The sequence below is a fragment of the Xenophilus azovorans DSM 13620 genome (assembly GCF_000745855.1).
In the GTDB taxonomy this organism is placed as follows: Bacteria; Pseudomonadota; Gammaproteobacteria; order Burkholderiales; family Burkholderiaceae_C; genus Xenophilus; species Xenophilus azovorans.
On record NZ_JQKD01000011.1, the window covers coordinates 81,013 to 94,649 of the forward strand.

At 71.2% G+C, this 13,637-nt stretch carries 16 protein-coding genes; 9 read left to right on the plus strand and 7 right to left on the minus strand.

Annotated elements, in window-relative coordinates:
* Positions 1–3 precede the first annotated feature (3 nt).
* Positions 4–531, plus strand: a complete 528-nt coding sequence (locus tag Q392_RS08270; protein WP_038204456.1) for a signal transduction histidine kinase — start codon at positions 4–6, stop codon at positions 529–531.
* 21 nt (positions 532–552) lie between these two features.
* Here the strand turns inward: Q392_RS08270 and Q392_RS08275 are convergent, their stop codons facing one another.
* Together Q392_RS08275 and Q392_RS08280 are read right to left on the minus strand one after the other, a co-directional pair.
* Positions 553–1,872, minus strand: coding sequence for a sulfatase family protein (locus Q392_RS08275; protein WP_038204800.1), 1,320 nt, complete (start codon positions 1,870–1,872; stop codon positions 553–555).
* A gap of 5 nt (positions 1,873–1,877) precedes the next feature.
* Entirely contained in the window at positions 1,878–2,885 is a 1,008-nt protein-coding gene (locus tag Q392_RS08280) for a Bug family tripartite tricarboxylate transporter substrate binding protein (RefSeq protein ID WP_038204459.1), read from the minus strand.
* Positions 2,886–3,061: 176 nt separating this feature from the next.
* On the opposite strand from Q392_RS08280, the gene Q392_RS08285 reads away from it, so the two are divergent.
* Complete coding sequence (locus Q392_RS08285; RefSeq protein WP_038204462.1) at positions 3,062–3,991, plus strand: LysR substrate-binding domain-containing protein; 930 nt, start codon at positions 3,062–3,064, stop codon at positions 3,989–3,991.
* A gap of 21 nt (positions 3,992–4,012) precedes the next feature.
* Here the strand turns inward: Q392_RS08285 and Q392_RS08290 are convergent, their stop codons facing one another.
* On the minus strand, positions 4,013–4,336 hold the full coding sequence (locus Q392_RS08290; RefSeq protein WP_051953090.1) for a c-type cytochrome: 324 nt from the start codon (positions 4,334–4,336) through the stop codon (positions 4,013–4,015).
* Between the two features lie 101 nt (positions 4,337–4,437).
* On the opposite strand from Q392_RS08290, the gene Q392_RS08295 reads away from it, so the two are divergent.
* Together Q392_RS08295 and Q392_RS08300 are read left to right on the plus strand one after the other, a co-directional pair.
* The gene (locus Q392_RS08295) at positions 4,438–4,698 is read left to right on the plus strand and encodes a TIGR04438 family Trp-rich protein (protein ID WP_038204466.1); all 261 of its coding nucleotides are present in this window, start codon (positions 4,438–4,440) and stop codon (positions 4,696–4,698) included.
* Positions 4,699–4,734: 36 nt separating this feature from the next.
* On the plus strand, positions 4,735–5,508 hold the full coding sequence (locus Q392_RS08300; protein ID WP_038204469.1) for a DUF3592 domain-containing protein: 774 nt from the start codon (positions 4,735–4,737) through the stop codon (positions 5,506–5,508).
* A gap of 16 nt (positions 5,509–5,524) precedes the next feature.
* Here the strand turns inward: Q392_RS08300 and ilvD are convergent, their stop codons facing one another.
* Positions 5,525–7,219 (minus strand): dihydroxy-acid dehydratase, encoded by a 1,695-nt coding sequence (gene ilvD / locus Q392_RS08305; RefSeq protein ID WP_038204472.1) that lies wholly within the window; start codon positions 7,217–7,219, stop codon positions 5,525–5,527.
* 99 nt (positions 7,220–7,318) lie between these two features.
* Here ilvD and Q392_RS08310 point away from each other — a divergent pair, with 99 nt between their 5' ends.
* The gene (locus tag Q392_RS08310; RefSeq protein WP_038204475.1) at positions 7,319–8,248 is read left to right on the plus strand and encodes a LysR family transcriptional regulator; all 930 of its coding nucleotides are present in this window, start codon (positions 7,319–7,321) and stop codon (positions 8,246–8,248) included.
* Between the two features lie 4 nt (positions 8,249–8,252).
* On the opposite strand, the gene Q392_RS08315 is transcribed toward Q392_RS08310, so the two are convergent.
* Together Q392_RS08315 and Q392_RS08320 are read right to left on the minus strand one after the other, a co-directional pair.
* Positions 8,253–8,720 carry a bacterioferritin gene (locus tag Q392_RS08315; protein ID WP_038204478.1) on the minus strand — a complete coding sequence of 156 codons (468 nt, stop codon included), beginning with the start codon at positions 8,718–8,720 and terminating at the stop codon, positions 8,253–8,255.
* Between the two features lie 156 nt (positions 8,721–8,876).
* Positions 8,877–9,779 carry a LysR family transcriptional regulator gene (locus Q392_RS08320; protein WP_038204481.1) on the minus strand — a complete coding sequence of 301 codons (903 nt, stop codon included), beginning with the start codon at positions 9,777–9,779 and terminating at the stop codon, positions 8,877–8,879.
* A 106-nt stretch (positions 9,780–9,885) separates the two neighbouring features.
* On the opposite strand from Q392_RS08320, the gene Q392_RS08325 reads away from it, so the two are divergent.
* From Q392_RS08325 to lgt, 3 genes are read left to right on the plus strand one after another with little or no spacing between them, the layout of a single operon-like run.
* Positions 9,886–10,662 carry an SDR family oxidoreductase gene (locus Q392_RS08325; protein WP_038204484.1) on the plus strand — a complete coding sequence of 259 codons (777 nt, stop codon included), beginning with the start codon at positions 9,886–9,888 and terminating at the stop codon, positions 10,660–10,662.
* 39 nt (positions 10,663–10,701) lie between these two features.
* Positions 10,702–10,971 (plus strand): hypothetical protein, encoded by a 270-nt coding sequence (locus Q392_RS08330; protein WP_038204486.1) that lies wholly within the window; start codon positions 10,702–10,704, stop codon positions 10,969–10,971.
* A 55-nt stretch (positions 10,972–11,026) separates the two neighbouring features.
* A complete protein-coding gene (gene lgt, locus Q392_RS08335) occupies positions 11,027–11,845 on the plus strand; it encodes a prolipoprotein diacylglyceryl transferase (RefSeq protein WP_038204496.1) in 819 nt (272 codons plus the stop codon).
* Here the strand turns inward: lgt and Q392_RS08340 are convergent, their stop codons facing one another.
* Entirely contained in the window at positions 11,846–12,775 is a 930-nt protein-coding gene (locus Q392_RS08340; RefSeq protein ID WP_051953092.1) for a pseudouridine synthase, read from the minus strand.
* Positions 12,776–12,972: 197 nt separating this feature from the next.
* Between Q392_RS08340 and Q392_RS08345 the strand changes: the two genes are divergently transcribed.
* Positions 12,973–13,635: a GntR family transcriptional regulator gene (locus Q392_RS08345; protein WP_038204499.1), complete on the plus strand. Its 663-nt coding sequence runs from the start codon at positions 12,973–12,975 to the stop codon at positions 13,633–13,635.
* Positions 13,636–13,637 lie beyond the last annotated feature (2 nt).

A 13,637-nucleotide genomic window follows, 5' to 3' on the forward strand; every position in this document is an offset into this window, starting at 1 on the left:
ACCATGGGATTGCGCACAGGCATCCTTCTCGTCGTCGTTCTGCTCATCGCCGCGCTGGCCGCGCTCAACTGGGGCACGCTGGCCACGCCGACGATGATGTCCGTCGGCTTCATGCAGGTCACGGCCCCGCTGGGGCTGATCATGCTGGGGCTGACGGTGCTGCTGGGCTTGTTCTTCCTGATCTACGTGCTGTGGCTGCAGAGCAGCGTGCTGATGGACGCACGGCGCCACAGCAAGGAGATGCAGGCGCAGCGCGACCTGGCCGACAAGGCCGAGGCGTCCCGCTTCACCGAACTGCGCAACTTCCTGGCGGCGCAGGAGAACGAGCACATGGCCCGCAACGGCGAGCGCCACGCCGCGCTGCTGGCGCGCATCGAGCAACTGGAAGATGCGCTGCGCCAGCGCGCCGAGCAGATGGACAACACCGTGGCGGCGCACATCGGCCAACTGGAAGACCGGCTGGATCGCAGGGCGCAGCAACAGCCGCTGCCGCCGGCATCGTCGCCGGCCGGCGACGTCATCGGCCCCTGAGCGCGTCCGGAAGCCTGCGCGTCAGCGCTGCGGCATGTCCTTGCAGGAGTAGCCCAGGCTGACGGTGGCGTCCTCGGGGATGGGCGGCATGGTGTCGTTCCACGCCTCCCAGGCTTGGCGCATGGCCGCCAGCCGCCCGGGCTCCTTCCTGGCCTGGTTGGCCCGCTCGCGCTCGTCGGCCTCGACGTCGAACAGGTAGTCGTTGCCATCCACCCGCAGGTACTTCCAGCGCCCCTGGCGCAGCGCCCGCTGGCCCCGGTGGTTCATGCGCCAGTGCAGGTCCCGCTCGAAGCCGCCTTGCGCCGGATCGCGCAGCACCCCCAGCAGCGACACCCCGTCCAGCGGGTACTCCGGATGCGCCGCCACCCCGGCCGCCTCCAGCATCGTGGCCGACCAGTCCATCGTCATGCACAGTTGACCGCTTTCGCCGCCCGCCCGGATAGCAGCCGGCCAGTGCGCGATCCACGGCACCCGGATGCCCCCTTCGGTCAGGTCCATCTTGCCGCCCACCAGCGGCCAGTTGTCCGAGAAGCGCTCGCCGCCGTTGTCGCTGGTGAACACGATCAGCGTGTCGTCCAACTGGCCGTTCTTCTCCAGCGCCTGCACCAGCCAGCCGATGCCCTCGTCCATGTGGTGGATCATGCGCCGGTAGGTGTCCACGTTGCCGCCGGCCAGGTCGAACAGGTTGTCCTTGACCACGGCAGCGCGGCCGGCGTCCTCGCGCGTCTCCCAGGGCCAGTGCGGGGCGGTGTAGTGCAGGCTCAGGAAGAAGGGATCGTCGCCTTGGGCCATGCGATCCACAAAGTCCACGGCGCGGCGCGAGAGCAGATCGGTGAGGTAGCCCTCGTGCTGCTTTTCCTCCTCGCCGAACCACAGGTCGTGGCGCCCGGCGGAGTCGCAGTGCGTCCAGTAGTCCACGCCGCCGGACAGGGGGCCGAAGAACTCCTGGTAGCCCGAGCGCAGGGGGCCGAAGGCGGGCGGGTAGCCCAGGTGCCACTTGCCCACGAGGGCGGTGCGGTAGCCGGCGTCCTGCAGCAGCGAGGGCAGCGTGGGGTGCTCGGGCGGCAGGCCCAGGGTGGTGCTGCCGCGGCTTTTGCTGTTGATGGGCTCCTCGGCGGCGCCGCGCAGGCGGTACTGGTAGCGCGCGGTGATCAGGCCGAAGCGGGTGGGCGAGCACACGGGGGAGTTCGAGTAGCCCTGGGTGAATCGGATGCCCTGCGCGGCCAGGCGGTCGAGCACGGGGGAGACGGGGCCGAAGGAGGCCTCGCGCCCGCCGTAGCAGCCCAGGTCGGCGTAGCCCAGGTCGTCGGCAACGATGAAGATGAGGTTCGGCCGCTTCATGGGCATCAGTCCAGCTTGAGGCCGATCGATTCGACGATCTTGCCGTAGCGCTGCCGGTTGGCTTCCAGGCGGTCGGCCGCGGCCTGGCCCGTCTCGCCCAGCGGCACCATGTCCAGCGTTCCCAGGCGCTGCTTCACCTCGGGCTGGGCCAGGGCATGCTGCAACGCGCCCTGCAGCTTCTTCACCACCGCATCGGGCGTGGCGGCCGGCACCATGGTCAGGTACAGCACGTCGAAGCCCAGGTCCTTCAAGCCCAGCTCGGCGACGGTCGGCGTCTGCGGCAGCAGCGGCGAGCGCTGGCTGCCCGTGACCGCCAGCGGCCGGGCCTTGCCGGCCTGGATCTGCGGCAGCAGCCCGGGCGTGGCCAGGATGCCGGCCTGCACTTCGCCCGCGATCAAGGCCGTCACGGCGGGCGCATTGCCCTTGTACGGCACGTGCGTGATGCGGGCGCCGGTGCCGCTGGCGAACAGGGCGGAGGCGATGTGCCCCGGGCTGCCGTTGCCGGCCGAGGAGAAGGTCAGTTCCTGCTTCTTGCCCATGTCCGCGAACTCGCGCAGCCCGCTGGCCGGCACGCTGGGGTTGACCGCCAGGGTCAGCCCTGAGGACGAGAGGATCATCAGCGGCTTCAGGTCCTTCGGCGCGAAGGGCATCTTCCGGTAGACGTGCGGGTTGATGGTGAGGGTAGTGTCGATGGTCAGCAGCACCGTGTAGCCGTCCGGCGCGCTCTTGGCGACCGCGTCGGCGCCGATGTTCCCACCGGCGCCCGGGCGGTTGTCGATGACGAAGGGCTGGCCCAGCTCGGCCTGCAGCGGGATGGCGAGTTGCCGGCCCAGCACGTCCAGCGGCCCGCCGGCCGGGAAGTTGGTGACCAGGCGCACCGGCTTGTCGGGCCAGGCGCTCTGTGCCGAGGCGGTGCCGCCCGCGAGGGCGGCCAGGGCCAGGCCGAGGAGGGAGGCGGCGAGCACGGGGCGGCGGCGCGGCGAGACGGCGTCGCGGGCGAGGGTTCGGGGCATGGGAGTCTCCTGTGGTTGCTGGCGGGCAGGCGCCGTGGCGGCGCGTGTCCGATGACCGCACTCTAGGTGGCGCGTCCCCTCGGCACAACTGAAAGCTCGTTGCTTACGTATTCAAGAAATTAATATCTCGGCTGGCTACGCCATCGAGCAGGTGTTCGTCCAGGAGATCGAGAGCCATGAATTTTTCACGACTGAAGCTGCGCCACCTGCAATGCCTGGCCGTCGTCGGGCAGGAGCGCAACCTCGTGCGCGCGGCCCGGGCGCTGGCCCTGACGCAGCCCGCCGTGTCCAAGACCGTGGCCGAGCTGGAGGACATCGTCGGCCGGCGCCTGCTGCTGCGCCGGCGCCGCGGCGTGGAACTCACGGCCGCCGGCGAGGTGCTGATGAAGCATGCCGTGAGCACGCTGCGCGCCCTGCAGGAAGGGTTGGCGCAGGCGCTCGAGCAGCCCGAGGCCGACGAGCTGCGGGTGGCCGTCGGCGCCCTGCCCAACATGGCGGCGGGCCTGCTGCCGGCGGCGGTGGCGCGGCTGGCGGCGCTGGAGCCGGCGCTGCGGGTGCGGGTGGTGAGCGGGACCAATCGCCAGCTCATGGCGCAGTTGCGACAGGGCGAGATCGATCTGGTGCTGGGGCGCCTGGCGCAGCCCTCGGCGATGGTCGACCTGTCCTTCCGCGCGCTGGGCAGCGAGCCGCTGGTCCTGGTGGCTGCGCCCGGGCACCCGCTGCTGGCGCGCGAGGCGCCGCCCACGCTGGAAGAGCTTGCCGGCCACCTGCTCATCGTGCCGGTGCAGGGCACGCTGGTGCGCGACACGGCCGATGCCTTCCTGTACGCGCGCGGCACGCGGCCGCCGCCGCGCCTGGTCGAGGCCACCGACACCAGCTTCGCCCTGGAGCTGCTGCGCAGCATCGACGCGGTGTGGTTCGCGCCGGAGGGCGCCGTGCGCTGCGCGCTGGCGCGCGGCGAACTGCGGCGCCTGCCCTTTGACACCGGCAGCACCGACGGGCCCGTCGGCGTGACGCTGCGGCGCACGGGCGAGCCCACGGTGGGCGCGCGGCGGCTGCTGGAGGCGATCGAGGCCGAACTGGCCGTGCAGCCGCGCGTCGGTTGAGGCGCGTCCGCCGCCCGTGGCCTATTTGGTCGACAGCACCCAGGCCGCCAGCTTCTTCGCGTCGGCCTCGCTGACCTGGGTGTTGGCCGGCATCGGCACCGGCCCCCACGCGCCGGCCCCGCCCTTGAGGATCTTGGTGGCCAGCAGGTCGGCGGCGCCGGCCTGGCCCTTGTACCGCGCCGCGATGTCCTTGAAGGAGGGCCCGACCACCTTGCGCTCGACGGCGTGGCAGCTCATGCAGTTCTTGGCCGTCGCCAGCGCGAGGTCGGCCGCGGCCGGCGCCGCGGCACCGAGCCAGAGGAGGGCGGCGCTGCCGCAGAGGATGGAAAGACGGAACGGACGCATGGGGCGGGGCGTGGCTGCTGTACAGTGGCTCGCACGGATTCTAGGTAGGGAGCGCGACGTGCCGGCCAGGCGCGCGCCATGCAAGTCGGAGGGGTTGTTCCATGTGGTTTCTCGGTCTGGGTGTGCTGGGTGTCGTCCTCAAGCTGCTCGAGGTGGGCTTCGTCGCCCGCCTGAGCTGGTGGATCGTGCTCATTCCCTTCGCCTTCGCGGCGGCCTGGTGGTGGTATGCGGACGCGTCCGGCTACACCAAGCGCAAGGCGATGGAGCGTGAGGACGAGCGCAAGCAGGCGCGCATCGAGCGCCAGCGCAGCCAGCTGGGCATGCTCAGCGCCCGCTCCAACCGCAAGCGCAGCAGGCGCTGAGCGGCGCGATCCTCCCGGCGCCCGGCGAGGCGGGGCATGGACGACGCCCTGGTCACGAGATGGCTGCTGGCCTTCTTCGGCGCCTGCGTGCTCGGTCCGGCGCTGGGCGCGCTGGTGGGGCGCTGGGCGGGCTTCTCCGTCGGCGTGGCGATCGGCACGCTGGTCATCGGCCTCACCGGGCTGACCGGCGCCGGCGTGGCCGTCTGGGAGGGCTGGAAGAACAGCGCGGACTCGATGGCCGTGCCCGGCCGGCTGATCGAGTTCGAGGGCGACCGTCCGGTGGTGGAGTTCACCGCGCCCGACGGGGCCACGCACCGCATCACCGGCCTGGGCGGCAGCCAGCCGCGCGCAGGGCCCGGCGACGAGGTGCCGGTGCGCCTGCCGCAGGGCGACGCCGCCCGCGCACGCATCGACGACCTGCAGAACGCCAGCGGCCTGGCGATCGCCCTGGGCCTGTTCGGCCTGCTGCCCACGCTCTTCGGCGTGTTCTTCACGGCGCAGGCCGTGAGCGAGCGCCGCGGCGAGGTGCCGCCGCGTCCGCCCACGCCGGCGCAGCGGCGCCGGCGCACGCAGCTCACGGTGGTCGCCAACGTGGTGTTCCTGGGCGGCTTCGCGGTCAGCTTCCTTGGCGAGGACCTGACGCGCTCGCTCGGCGCCGGCTTCATGATCGTCGGCGGCGGCTGCCTGCTGCACTTCGTCGCACAGAGCCTGCCGCCGGCCGCGATGCCCTTTCACACGCGCTTCATCTTCGTGGTCGTCGGCGTCGGCTTCGCGGCCTTCGGTCTGGTGGCACGCCTGCTGGGCGGGTGACCGCCCTGGGCGCGGCTCAGTAGTTGTCGAGCACCGCGCCCTTGCTGGCGCTGGCCGCGTTGAAGGCGAACTTGGCCTGCACGCCGCGCGTGTAGCGCGGAGCCGGCGGCGTCCAGCCCTTCTTGCGCTCGGCCAGCTCGGCGTCGCTCACGTTCAGCTCCAGCAGCAGCTTGTGCGCATCGATGGTGATGCTGTCGCCTTCCTTCACGAAGGCGATGTTGCCGCCGGCCGCAGCCTCGGGCGCCACGTGGCCGACCACCATGCCCCAGGTGCCGCCGGAGAAGCGGCCGTCGGTGATCAGGCCCACCGACTCGCCCAGGCCGGCGCCGATCAGCGCGCCGGTGGGGGCCAGCATCTCGGGCATGCCGGGGCCGCCCTTGGGGCCCAGGTAGCGCAGCACCATCACGTCGCCGGCCTTGATCTTGCCGTCGAGGATGGCTTGCAGCGCCGACTGCTCGTCGTCGAACACGCGCGCCGGGCCGGTGATGACGGGGTTCTTCAGGCCGGTGATCTTGGCCACCGCGCCCTCGGGGCTGAGGTTGCCCTTGAGGATGGCGAGGTGGCCTTCCTTGTAGAGCGCCTGGTCGATCGGGCGGATCACGTCCTGGTCGGCGCGCGGCTGGTCGGGCACGTCGGCCAGCGTCTCGGCGATGGTCTTGCCGGTGATGGTCATGCAGTCGCCGTGCAGCAGGCCGGCGTTCAGCAGCACCTTCATCACCTGCGGGATGCCGCCGGCCTGGTGCAGGTCCACCGCCAGGTACTTGCCGCTGGGCTTGAGGTCGCAGATCACCGGCACCCGCTTCCTGATGCGCTCGAAGTCGTCGATGGTCCATTCCACGTCGGCCGCGTGCGCGATCGCCAGGAAGTGCAGCACCGCGTTGGTCGAACCGCCGGTGGCCATGATGACCGACACCGCGTTCTCGATCGCCTTCTTGGTGACGATGTCGCGCGGCTTGAGGTCCTTCCTGATCGCCTCGATCAGCACCTTGGCCGATTCCTTCGCCGAGTTCTGCTTCTCGTCGTGCGGGTTGGCCATGGTGGAGGAGTAGGGCAGGCTCATGCCCAGGGCCTCGAAGGCGCTGGACATGGTGTTGGCCGTGTACATGCCGCCGCACGAGCCGGTGCCGGGGATGGCGTGCTGCTCGATCTCCTTGAGGTCGGCGTCGCTGAGCTTGCCGGCGGCGTTCTGGCCCACGGCCTCGAACACGCTGACGATGTTCAGGTCCTGTCCGCGCCACTTGCCCGGCAGGATGGTGCCGCCGTAGACGTAGATGGCCGGCACGTTGGCGCGCAGCATGCCCATCATGCCGCCGGGCATGTTCTTGTCGCAGCCGCCGACGACGACCACGCCGTCCATCCACTGGCCCTGCACGCAGGTCTCGATGCAGTCGGAAATCACCTCGCGGCTGACCAGCGAGTACTTCATGCCCTCGGTGCCCATCGCCATGCCGTCGGAGATGGTGGGCGTGCCGAACACCTGCGCGTTGCCGCCGGCTTCCTCGATGCCGGCGATGGCGGCGTCGGCCAGCTTCTGCAGGCCGGAGTTGCAGGGGGTGATGGTGCTGTGGCCGTTGGCCACGCCGACCATGGGCTTCCTGAAGTCGTCCTCCGTGTAGCCCATGGCGTAGTACATGGAGCGGTTGGAGGCGCGCGCCTTGCCTTCGGTGATGTTGGCGCTGCGGCGGTTGATCTGGATCGTCTTGGTGTCCATCGGTCTCGCTCGGGTTTCGTGGGGGAGAAGGCGGCATTGTCGCGCCGGCTTCTCATTGCATCCAATCCTCTTTGCAGCGTGGATTGATATGCTGTGTGAATGAGTCAAGAGGCCATCGACCTGCGCACCTGGCGCCAGTTCCTCGCCGTGGCGGAGGAGCTGCACTTCGGCCGCGCCGCCCAGCGCCTGGCGATGACGCAGCCGCCCGTCACCCAGGCCATCGCCCGGCTGGAGCGCGTGCTGGGCGTGCGCCTCTTCGACCGCACGCGGCGGCGCGTGGCGCTCACCCCGGCCGGCGAGGCGCTGCTGCCCGAGGTGCGCGCGCTGCTGGCGCAGGCGCAGGGCCTGCCCGCGCGGGCGCGCGCCGCGGCGGCGGGCGAGGTGGGACGGGTGCGCCTGGCCTTCGTCTCCACCGCCGGCTTCGAGCAGGTGCCGGCATGGGTGCGCGCCTTCCGCGTCCACAGCCCCGGCGTGGCGCTGGAGCTGGTGGAGGCCACGGGCGACGTGCAGCTCGCGGCCTTCGCGCGCGGCGAGATCGACGCCGGCCTGATGCTGCACACCCCCGGCGCCGCGCCGCCGGGCCTGGTGCGGCTGGCGGTGGCGACGGAGCCGATGGTGCTGGCGCTGCCGACGCAGCATCCGCTGGCCCGGGCGGACCGGCCGGCGCTGGCGCAGGTGCTGGCCGAGCCGCTGGTGATCTTCCCGCGCCGCATCGTGCCGTCGCTGCACGACGCGGTGATGGCGCTCTACCAGTCGGCGGGCTGCGCGGCGCGCGTCGCGCAGGAGGCGATCCAGATGCAGACCATCGTCAACCTGGTGGCCGGGGGCGTCGGTGTGGCCTGGGTGCCGGAGAGCGTCACCCAGTTCCGGCGGGCCGGGGTGGTGTATCGCTCGGGCGAGGTGCTGGGCGGCTCCCGCCGGCGGGCCGTGCTGCCGCTGTGCGAGACCAGCCTGGTGTGGCCCGGCGGCGCCGTGTCGCCGGCGCTGGCGCGCTTCGTGGACTTCGTGCGCGCCCGCGTGCAGGGCTGACGGCTCAGCCCATCTGCGACTGCAGGTAGTTGGGCAGCCCGATCTTGTCGATCAGCGCCAGCTGCTTCTCCAGCCAGTAGGCGTGGTCTTCCTCGGTGTCGTGCAGCTGCGCGACGAGGATGTCGCGGCTGACGTAGTCGGCGAGGCTCTCGCACAGGCGGGCGCCTTCCTTCAGCGCCTGGCGCACCTCGTATTCGGTGGCGAGGTCCTTGGCCAGCATGTCGGGCACGGTGGTGGCGGGGGTGAAGTCCTTGGGCTTCATGTCCGGCTGCGCGCCCAGCATCAGCAGGCGCTGCATCAGTGCGTCGGCGTGCTGGGTCTCTTCCTCCATCTCGTGGTTCAGCCGCTCGTACAGGCGCTGCAGGCCCTGGTCCTGGTAGTTGCGGGAGTGGGCGAAGTACTGGTCGCGGGCGGCCAGCTCGCCGCGCAGCAGGTCCTTGAGGCAGTCGATCACTTGGGGGTGGCCTTGCATGGCGGTCCTCTTCTTGTCGTTGGCAACGGGCGCGCGGGCGCCCAACCGGTGAAGTATGCGCCGCCGGCCGCGGCGGGGCGAGGGCCGCCGGCGCAAGCCCCCGCGTCCGCGCTCTGCGTGCGCATCGCTGTCGTTCTCATTGACATCCATCGGCCGTCAGGCGGCCAGCTGCGGCTGCAGGAGCCCGGCCAGCCAGGCGCTGAAGGCCTGCACGCGGCGCGACAGGTGGCGCCGATGCGGATAGACGAAGTGCACCGGCATGGGCGGCGCAGGCCAGTACGGCAGCACCTCGACCAGCTCGCCGGCCGCCAGGTGCTCGCGCACGTCGAAGGCCGGGATCTGGATCAGCCCCAGGCCCGCCAGGCAGCAGGCGATGTAGGTCTCGGCGTTGTTGGCGGCCACCCGGCCGCTCATCGCCAGTGCCTGGGGTGCGCTGTCCTCCTGCCACTCCCAGGGCGCGATGCGCCCGCTGGTCGGCGAGGCGTAGTTGACCGCCAGGTGCCGCGGCAGGTCGAGCGGCGTGCGCGGCGTGCCGTGGCGCGCCAGGTAGGCGGGGCTGGCGCAGTTGATCAGGCGCATCGTCCCCAGCGGCCGCGCCACCAGGCTGCTGGCCGCGAGCGTCCCGACGCGCAGCGCGCAGTCGATGCCCTCGTGCACCAAGTCGACCGCGCGGTCGCTGGAGCCCAGCTCGACCTCGATGCCCGGATGCCGTTCGAGGAAGGCGGGCAGGGCGGGCGCCACCAGCCGGCGGGCGACGCGGCTGGGCAGATCCACCCGCAGCCGGCCGGCGAGGGCGCCGCCGGCGGGGCGGAACTGCTGCTCCAGCTCGTCCACGTCGGCGACCACGGCGCGGGCGCGTTCCAGCAGCGACTCGCCGTCGGGCGTGAGGCTGACGCGTCGCGTCGTGCGGTGCAGCAGCCGCACGCCCAGACGGCCTTCGAGCTGCTGCACGGCGGTGGAGACGCTGGCCCGCGGCAGCGCGAGCTGGTCGGCCGCCAGCGTGAAACTGCCGCACTGGGCGACGCGCAGGAAGATGCGCAACTGGTCGATGCGGTCCATGCTGATTGGTATGAATTCCTGAACAGTCTAGCCAGAGGGAGGCTGTTTATCGAATCGATGCTGCTCAATAGACTGAATTCCGCCATTCATTCATCAGGAGGTTTCGATGTCGAGCAAGCACAGCATCCAGGGCAAGGTGGCCCTCATCGCCGGCGGTGCCAAGAACCTGGGCGGCCTGATCGCCACCGATCTGGCGCAGCACGGCGCCAAGGCGGTCGCCATCCACTACAACAGCGCCGCCAGCCGGGCCGACGCCGAGAAGACCGTCGCGGCCATCGAGAAGGCGGGCGCCAGGGCGGTGGCGCTGCAGGCCGACCTGACCGGCGCCGCGGCGATGGAGAAGCTCTTCGCCGACACCGTGGCCGCCATCGGCCGGCCCGACATCGCCATCAACACCGTCGGCAAGGTGCTCAAGAAGCCGCTGGCCGAGATCACCGAGGCCGAGTACGACGAGATGGCGGCGGTCAACAGCAAGTCGGCCTTCTTCTTCCTGAAGGAGGCCGGCCGGCACGTCAACGACAACGGCAAGGTCGTGACGCTCGTCACCTCGCTGCTGGGCGCCTTCACGCCCTTCTATGCCTCGTACGCCGGCACCAAGGCACCGGTGGAGCACTTCACCCGCGCGGCGGCCAAGGAGTTCGGCGCGCGCGGCATCTCGGTCACGGCGGTCGGCCCGGGCCCGATGGACACGCCCTTCTTCTACCCGGCCGAGGGCGAGGACGCGGTGGCCTATCACAAGACGGCGGCGGCGCTGTCGCCCTTCAGCAAGACGGGCCTGACCGACATCGAGGACGTGGTGCCCTTCATCCGCCACCTGGTCAGCGACGGCTGGTGGATCACCGGGCAGACCATCCTGATCAACGGCGGCTACACCACCAAGTAGGCGATCATCGGCGCCTCATCCGACGCGAAGGGATTCCCCATGCACATGGCGATGGTCATCGGCGGCGGCATCGTGCTGCTGGGCCTGTTCATCCTCTTCGGCCACCTGTGGGGCGCCAGCACCGCCGCCATGGCGCTGGCGGCGCGCTGGTTCGTGCCGGCGTGGGCGCTGGTGGCGCTGGTCAACATGTGGGTGGGCGTGACCCACGCCGGCTACACCGTGCGCGCGGAACTGCCGATCCTCGGCATCGTCTTCGTGGTGCCGGCGGCCGTCGCCTTCGCGGTGGCCTGGATGCTCGGCCGCGGCTGAGGCATCGCCGGCCGCGCCCCGGGCGCGCCACGGCCGGCGGGCACAATCGGCGCCCATGCTGATGTACCCGCAGTTCAACCCCGTGGCCCTGCAACTGGGCCCGGTCGCCATCCACTGGTATGGCCTGACCTACCTGGCCGCCTTCGGCCTCTTTTTCTTCCTCGCCACGCGCCGGCTGCGGCACGAGCCCTTCCGCTCGGTGGCGGGCGAGGGCGCCTGGTCGCGCAAGGACGTGGAGGACATGCTCTTCCTCGGGGTCATGGGCGTCATCGTGGGCGGGCGGCTGGGGTACTGCCTGTTCTACAAGCCCGGCCACTACCTCACGCACCCGCTGGAGATCCTGATGGTCTGGCAGGGCGGCATGAGCTTCCACGGCGGGCTGCTGGGCGTGATCGGCTCGATGGTGTGGTTCGCCCGCTCGCGCGGCAAGCCCTTCTGGCAGGTGATGGACTTCGTCGCGCCCTGCGTGCCCACCGGGCTGGCCGCGGGGCGCATCGGCAACTTCATCAACGGCGAGCTGTGGGGCCGCTTCGCCAGCCCCGACCTGCCGTGGGGCATGGTCTTCCCGCAAAGCGGCTCGATGCTGCCGCGCCATCCCTCGCAGATCTACCAGTTCCTGCTCGAGGGGCTGCTGCTGTTCGTGATCCTGTGGCTCTATGCCCGCAAGGAGCGGCGCGAGCGCCGCGTGTCGGCCGTGTTCCTGATCGGCTACGGCGCGATGCGCTTCATCGCCGAGTACTTCCGCGAGCCCGACGACTTCCTCGGCCTGCTGGCGCTGAACATGAGCATGGGGCAGTGGCTGTGCGTGCCGATGATCCTGTTCGGTATCTGGCTGTACGCCACCGCGCCGCGCGGGCAGCGCGCGGCGGCCTGATCAGCCGGGCAGGCCGGCGAGCGTCCGTTCGCTCGCGAAGCGTCGCGCCTGGCCCGTCACCGGGTCGGTGAAGGCCAGTTCTCTTGCCAGCAACTGCAGCGGCCGGTTGAAATCGTCCGCACCTTCGGGCCGCAGCACGGGGTAGATGCCGTCGCCCACGATCGGCACGCCCAGCGCGTGGCAGTGGGCGCGCAACTGGTGCTTGCGTCCGGTGCGCGGCGCGAGGGCCAGGCGGGCGAAGCGCTCGCCGGCGTCGAGCAACTCGATGGCCGTCTCGCTGTTGGGCTCGCCCGGCACGTCCTCCGAGCGCATGAAGACCGGCATCAGCCGGCTGCGGTGGACGGCGGGCAGGGGCCGGGGCGGCGGCCAGTGGACGACGGCCTCGTAGCGCTTGGCCACCGCACGCTGCTCGAACAGGCGCTGGTAGGCGCCGCGCGTGGCGGGCTGCACGCTGAAGACGACCAGGCCCGCCGTCTCGCGGTCGATGCGGTGGATGGGCACCAGCGTGTCCAGCCCCAGGCGGCGCTTCAGGCGGGCCAGCAGCGTCTCGCGCACGTGGCGGCCGGAGGGCGTGACGGGCAGGAAGTGCGGCTTGTCGGCCACCACCAGCAGTTCGTCCTGGAAGACGATGCGCTCCTCGAAGGGGATGCGCGGCTCGTCGGGCCACTCGCGGTAGTACCAGACGCGCAGGTCTTTCTCGTAGGCGCGCCCGGGGGTGAGCGGGTGGCCGGCGCCGTCCACCACCCGGCCGGCGGCCATGCGCTCGCACCAGTCCTGCCGCGCCACCATCGCGAAGCGCTCGCACAGGAAGTCCAGCACCGTCGCCCAGGGGCCGGGCGGCAGCGCCACGCAGCTGGCGCCCACGCCGTCGCGCATCGGCAGGGGGCGCGGCTGGCGGGCGCGGCGGGTGCTCTGGGCGCTGCGGGACATGCGAGGCGGGGAGGGGAATGGCGTGGAGGGAAACCGACTGTAAAGGGGCTTTTTCTGCCGCCGACCGCATTGCGCGATGCTGCGCAGCCTCTCATAATTACGCGTAATTACTCCGACCTCGCCGTTTCCCGCTTCCTTCCCCGATTCCCGCTGCCCCACCCGTCCGACGTTCTACCGCCCACCCGCCCTCCGCCGCGATGAGCATCGTCCCCCACTCCCTGCACGACGAGGTGGCCCACCGGCTGCGCGAGGAGATCTTCGACGGCGATCTGGCGCCCGGCAGCTTCCTGGACGAGGCGGCGCTGTGCGCGCGGCTGCAGATCTCGCGCACGCCGCTGCGCGAGGCGTTGAAGGTGCTGACGGCCGAGGGCCTGCTGCGCCACGAGCCGCGCCGCGGCTGCTTCGTCGCCGAGGTGACGGACAAGGACCTGGACGACATCTTCCCCGTCATCGCGCTGCTGGAAGGGCGCTGCGCCTTCGAGGCGGCGCGCAACGCCACCGACGCGGAGCTGGACGCCCTCGAGGCCATGCACCAGCGGCTGGCGCGCTGCGCCAAGGCGCGCCGCATCAACGACTACTACGCCGCCAACTACGCCATCCACGAGGCCATCATCGCGATGGCAGACAACCGCTGGCTGGCGCAGGTGATCGGCGACCTGCGCAAGATCCTCAAGCTGGCGCGCCTGCAGACGCTGCAGGTGCCGGGCCGGCTGGAGCAGAGCCTGTCGGAGCACCTGGCCGTGTTCGCCGCCCTGAAGGCGCGCGACAGCGAGGGCGCCGACGCCGCCATGCGCACCCACCTGCAGCGCCAGCGCGAGGCGCTGCGCACCCTGGCCAAGAACCCCCGACCGAGATTTTGAAC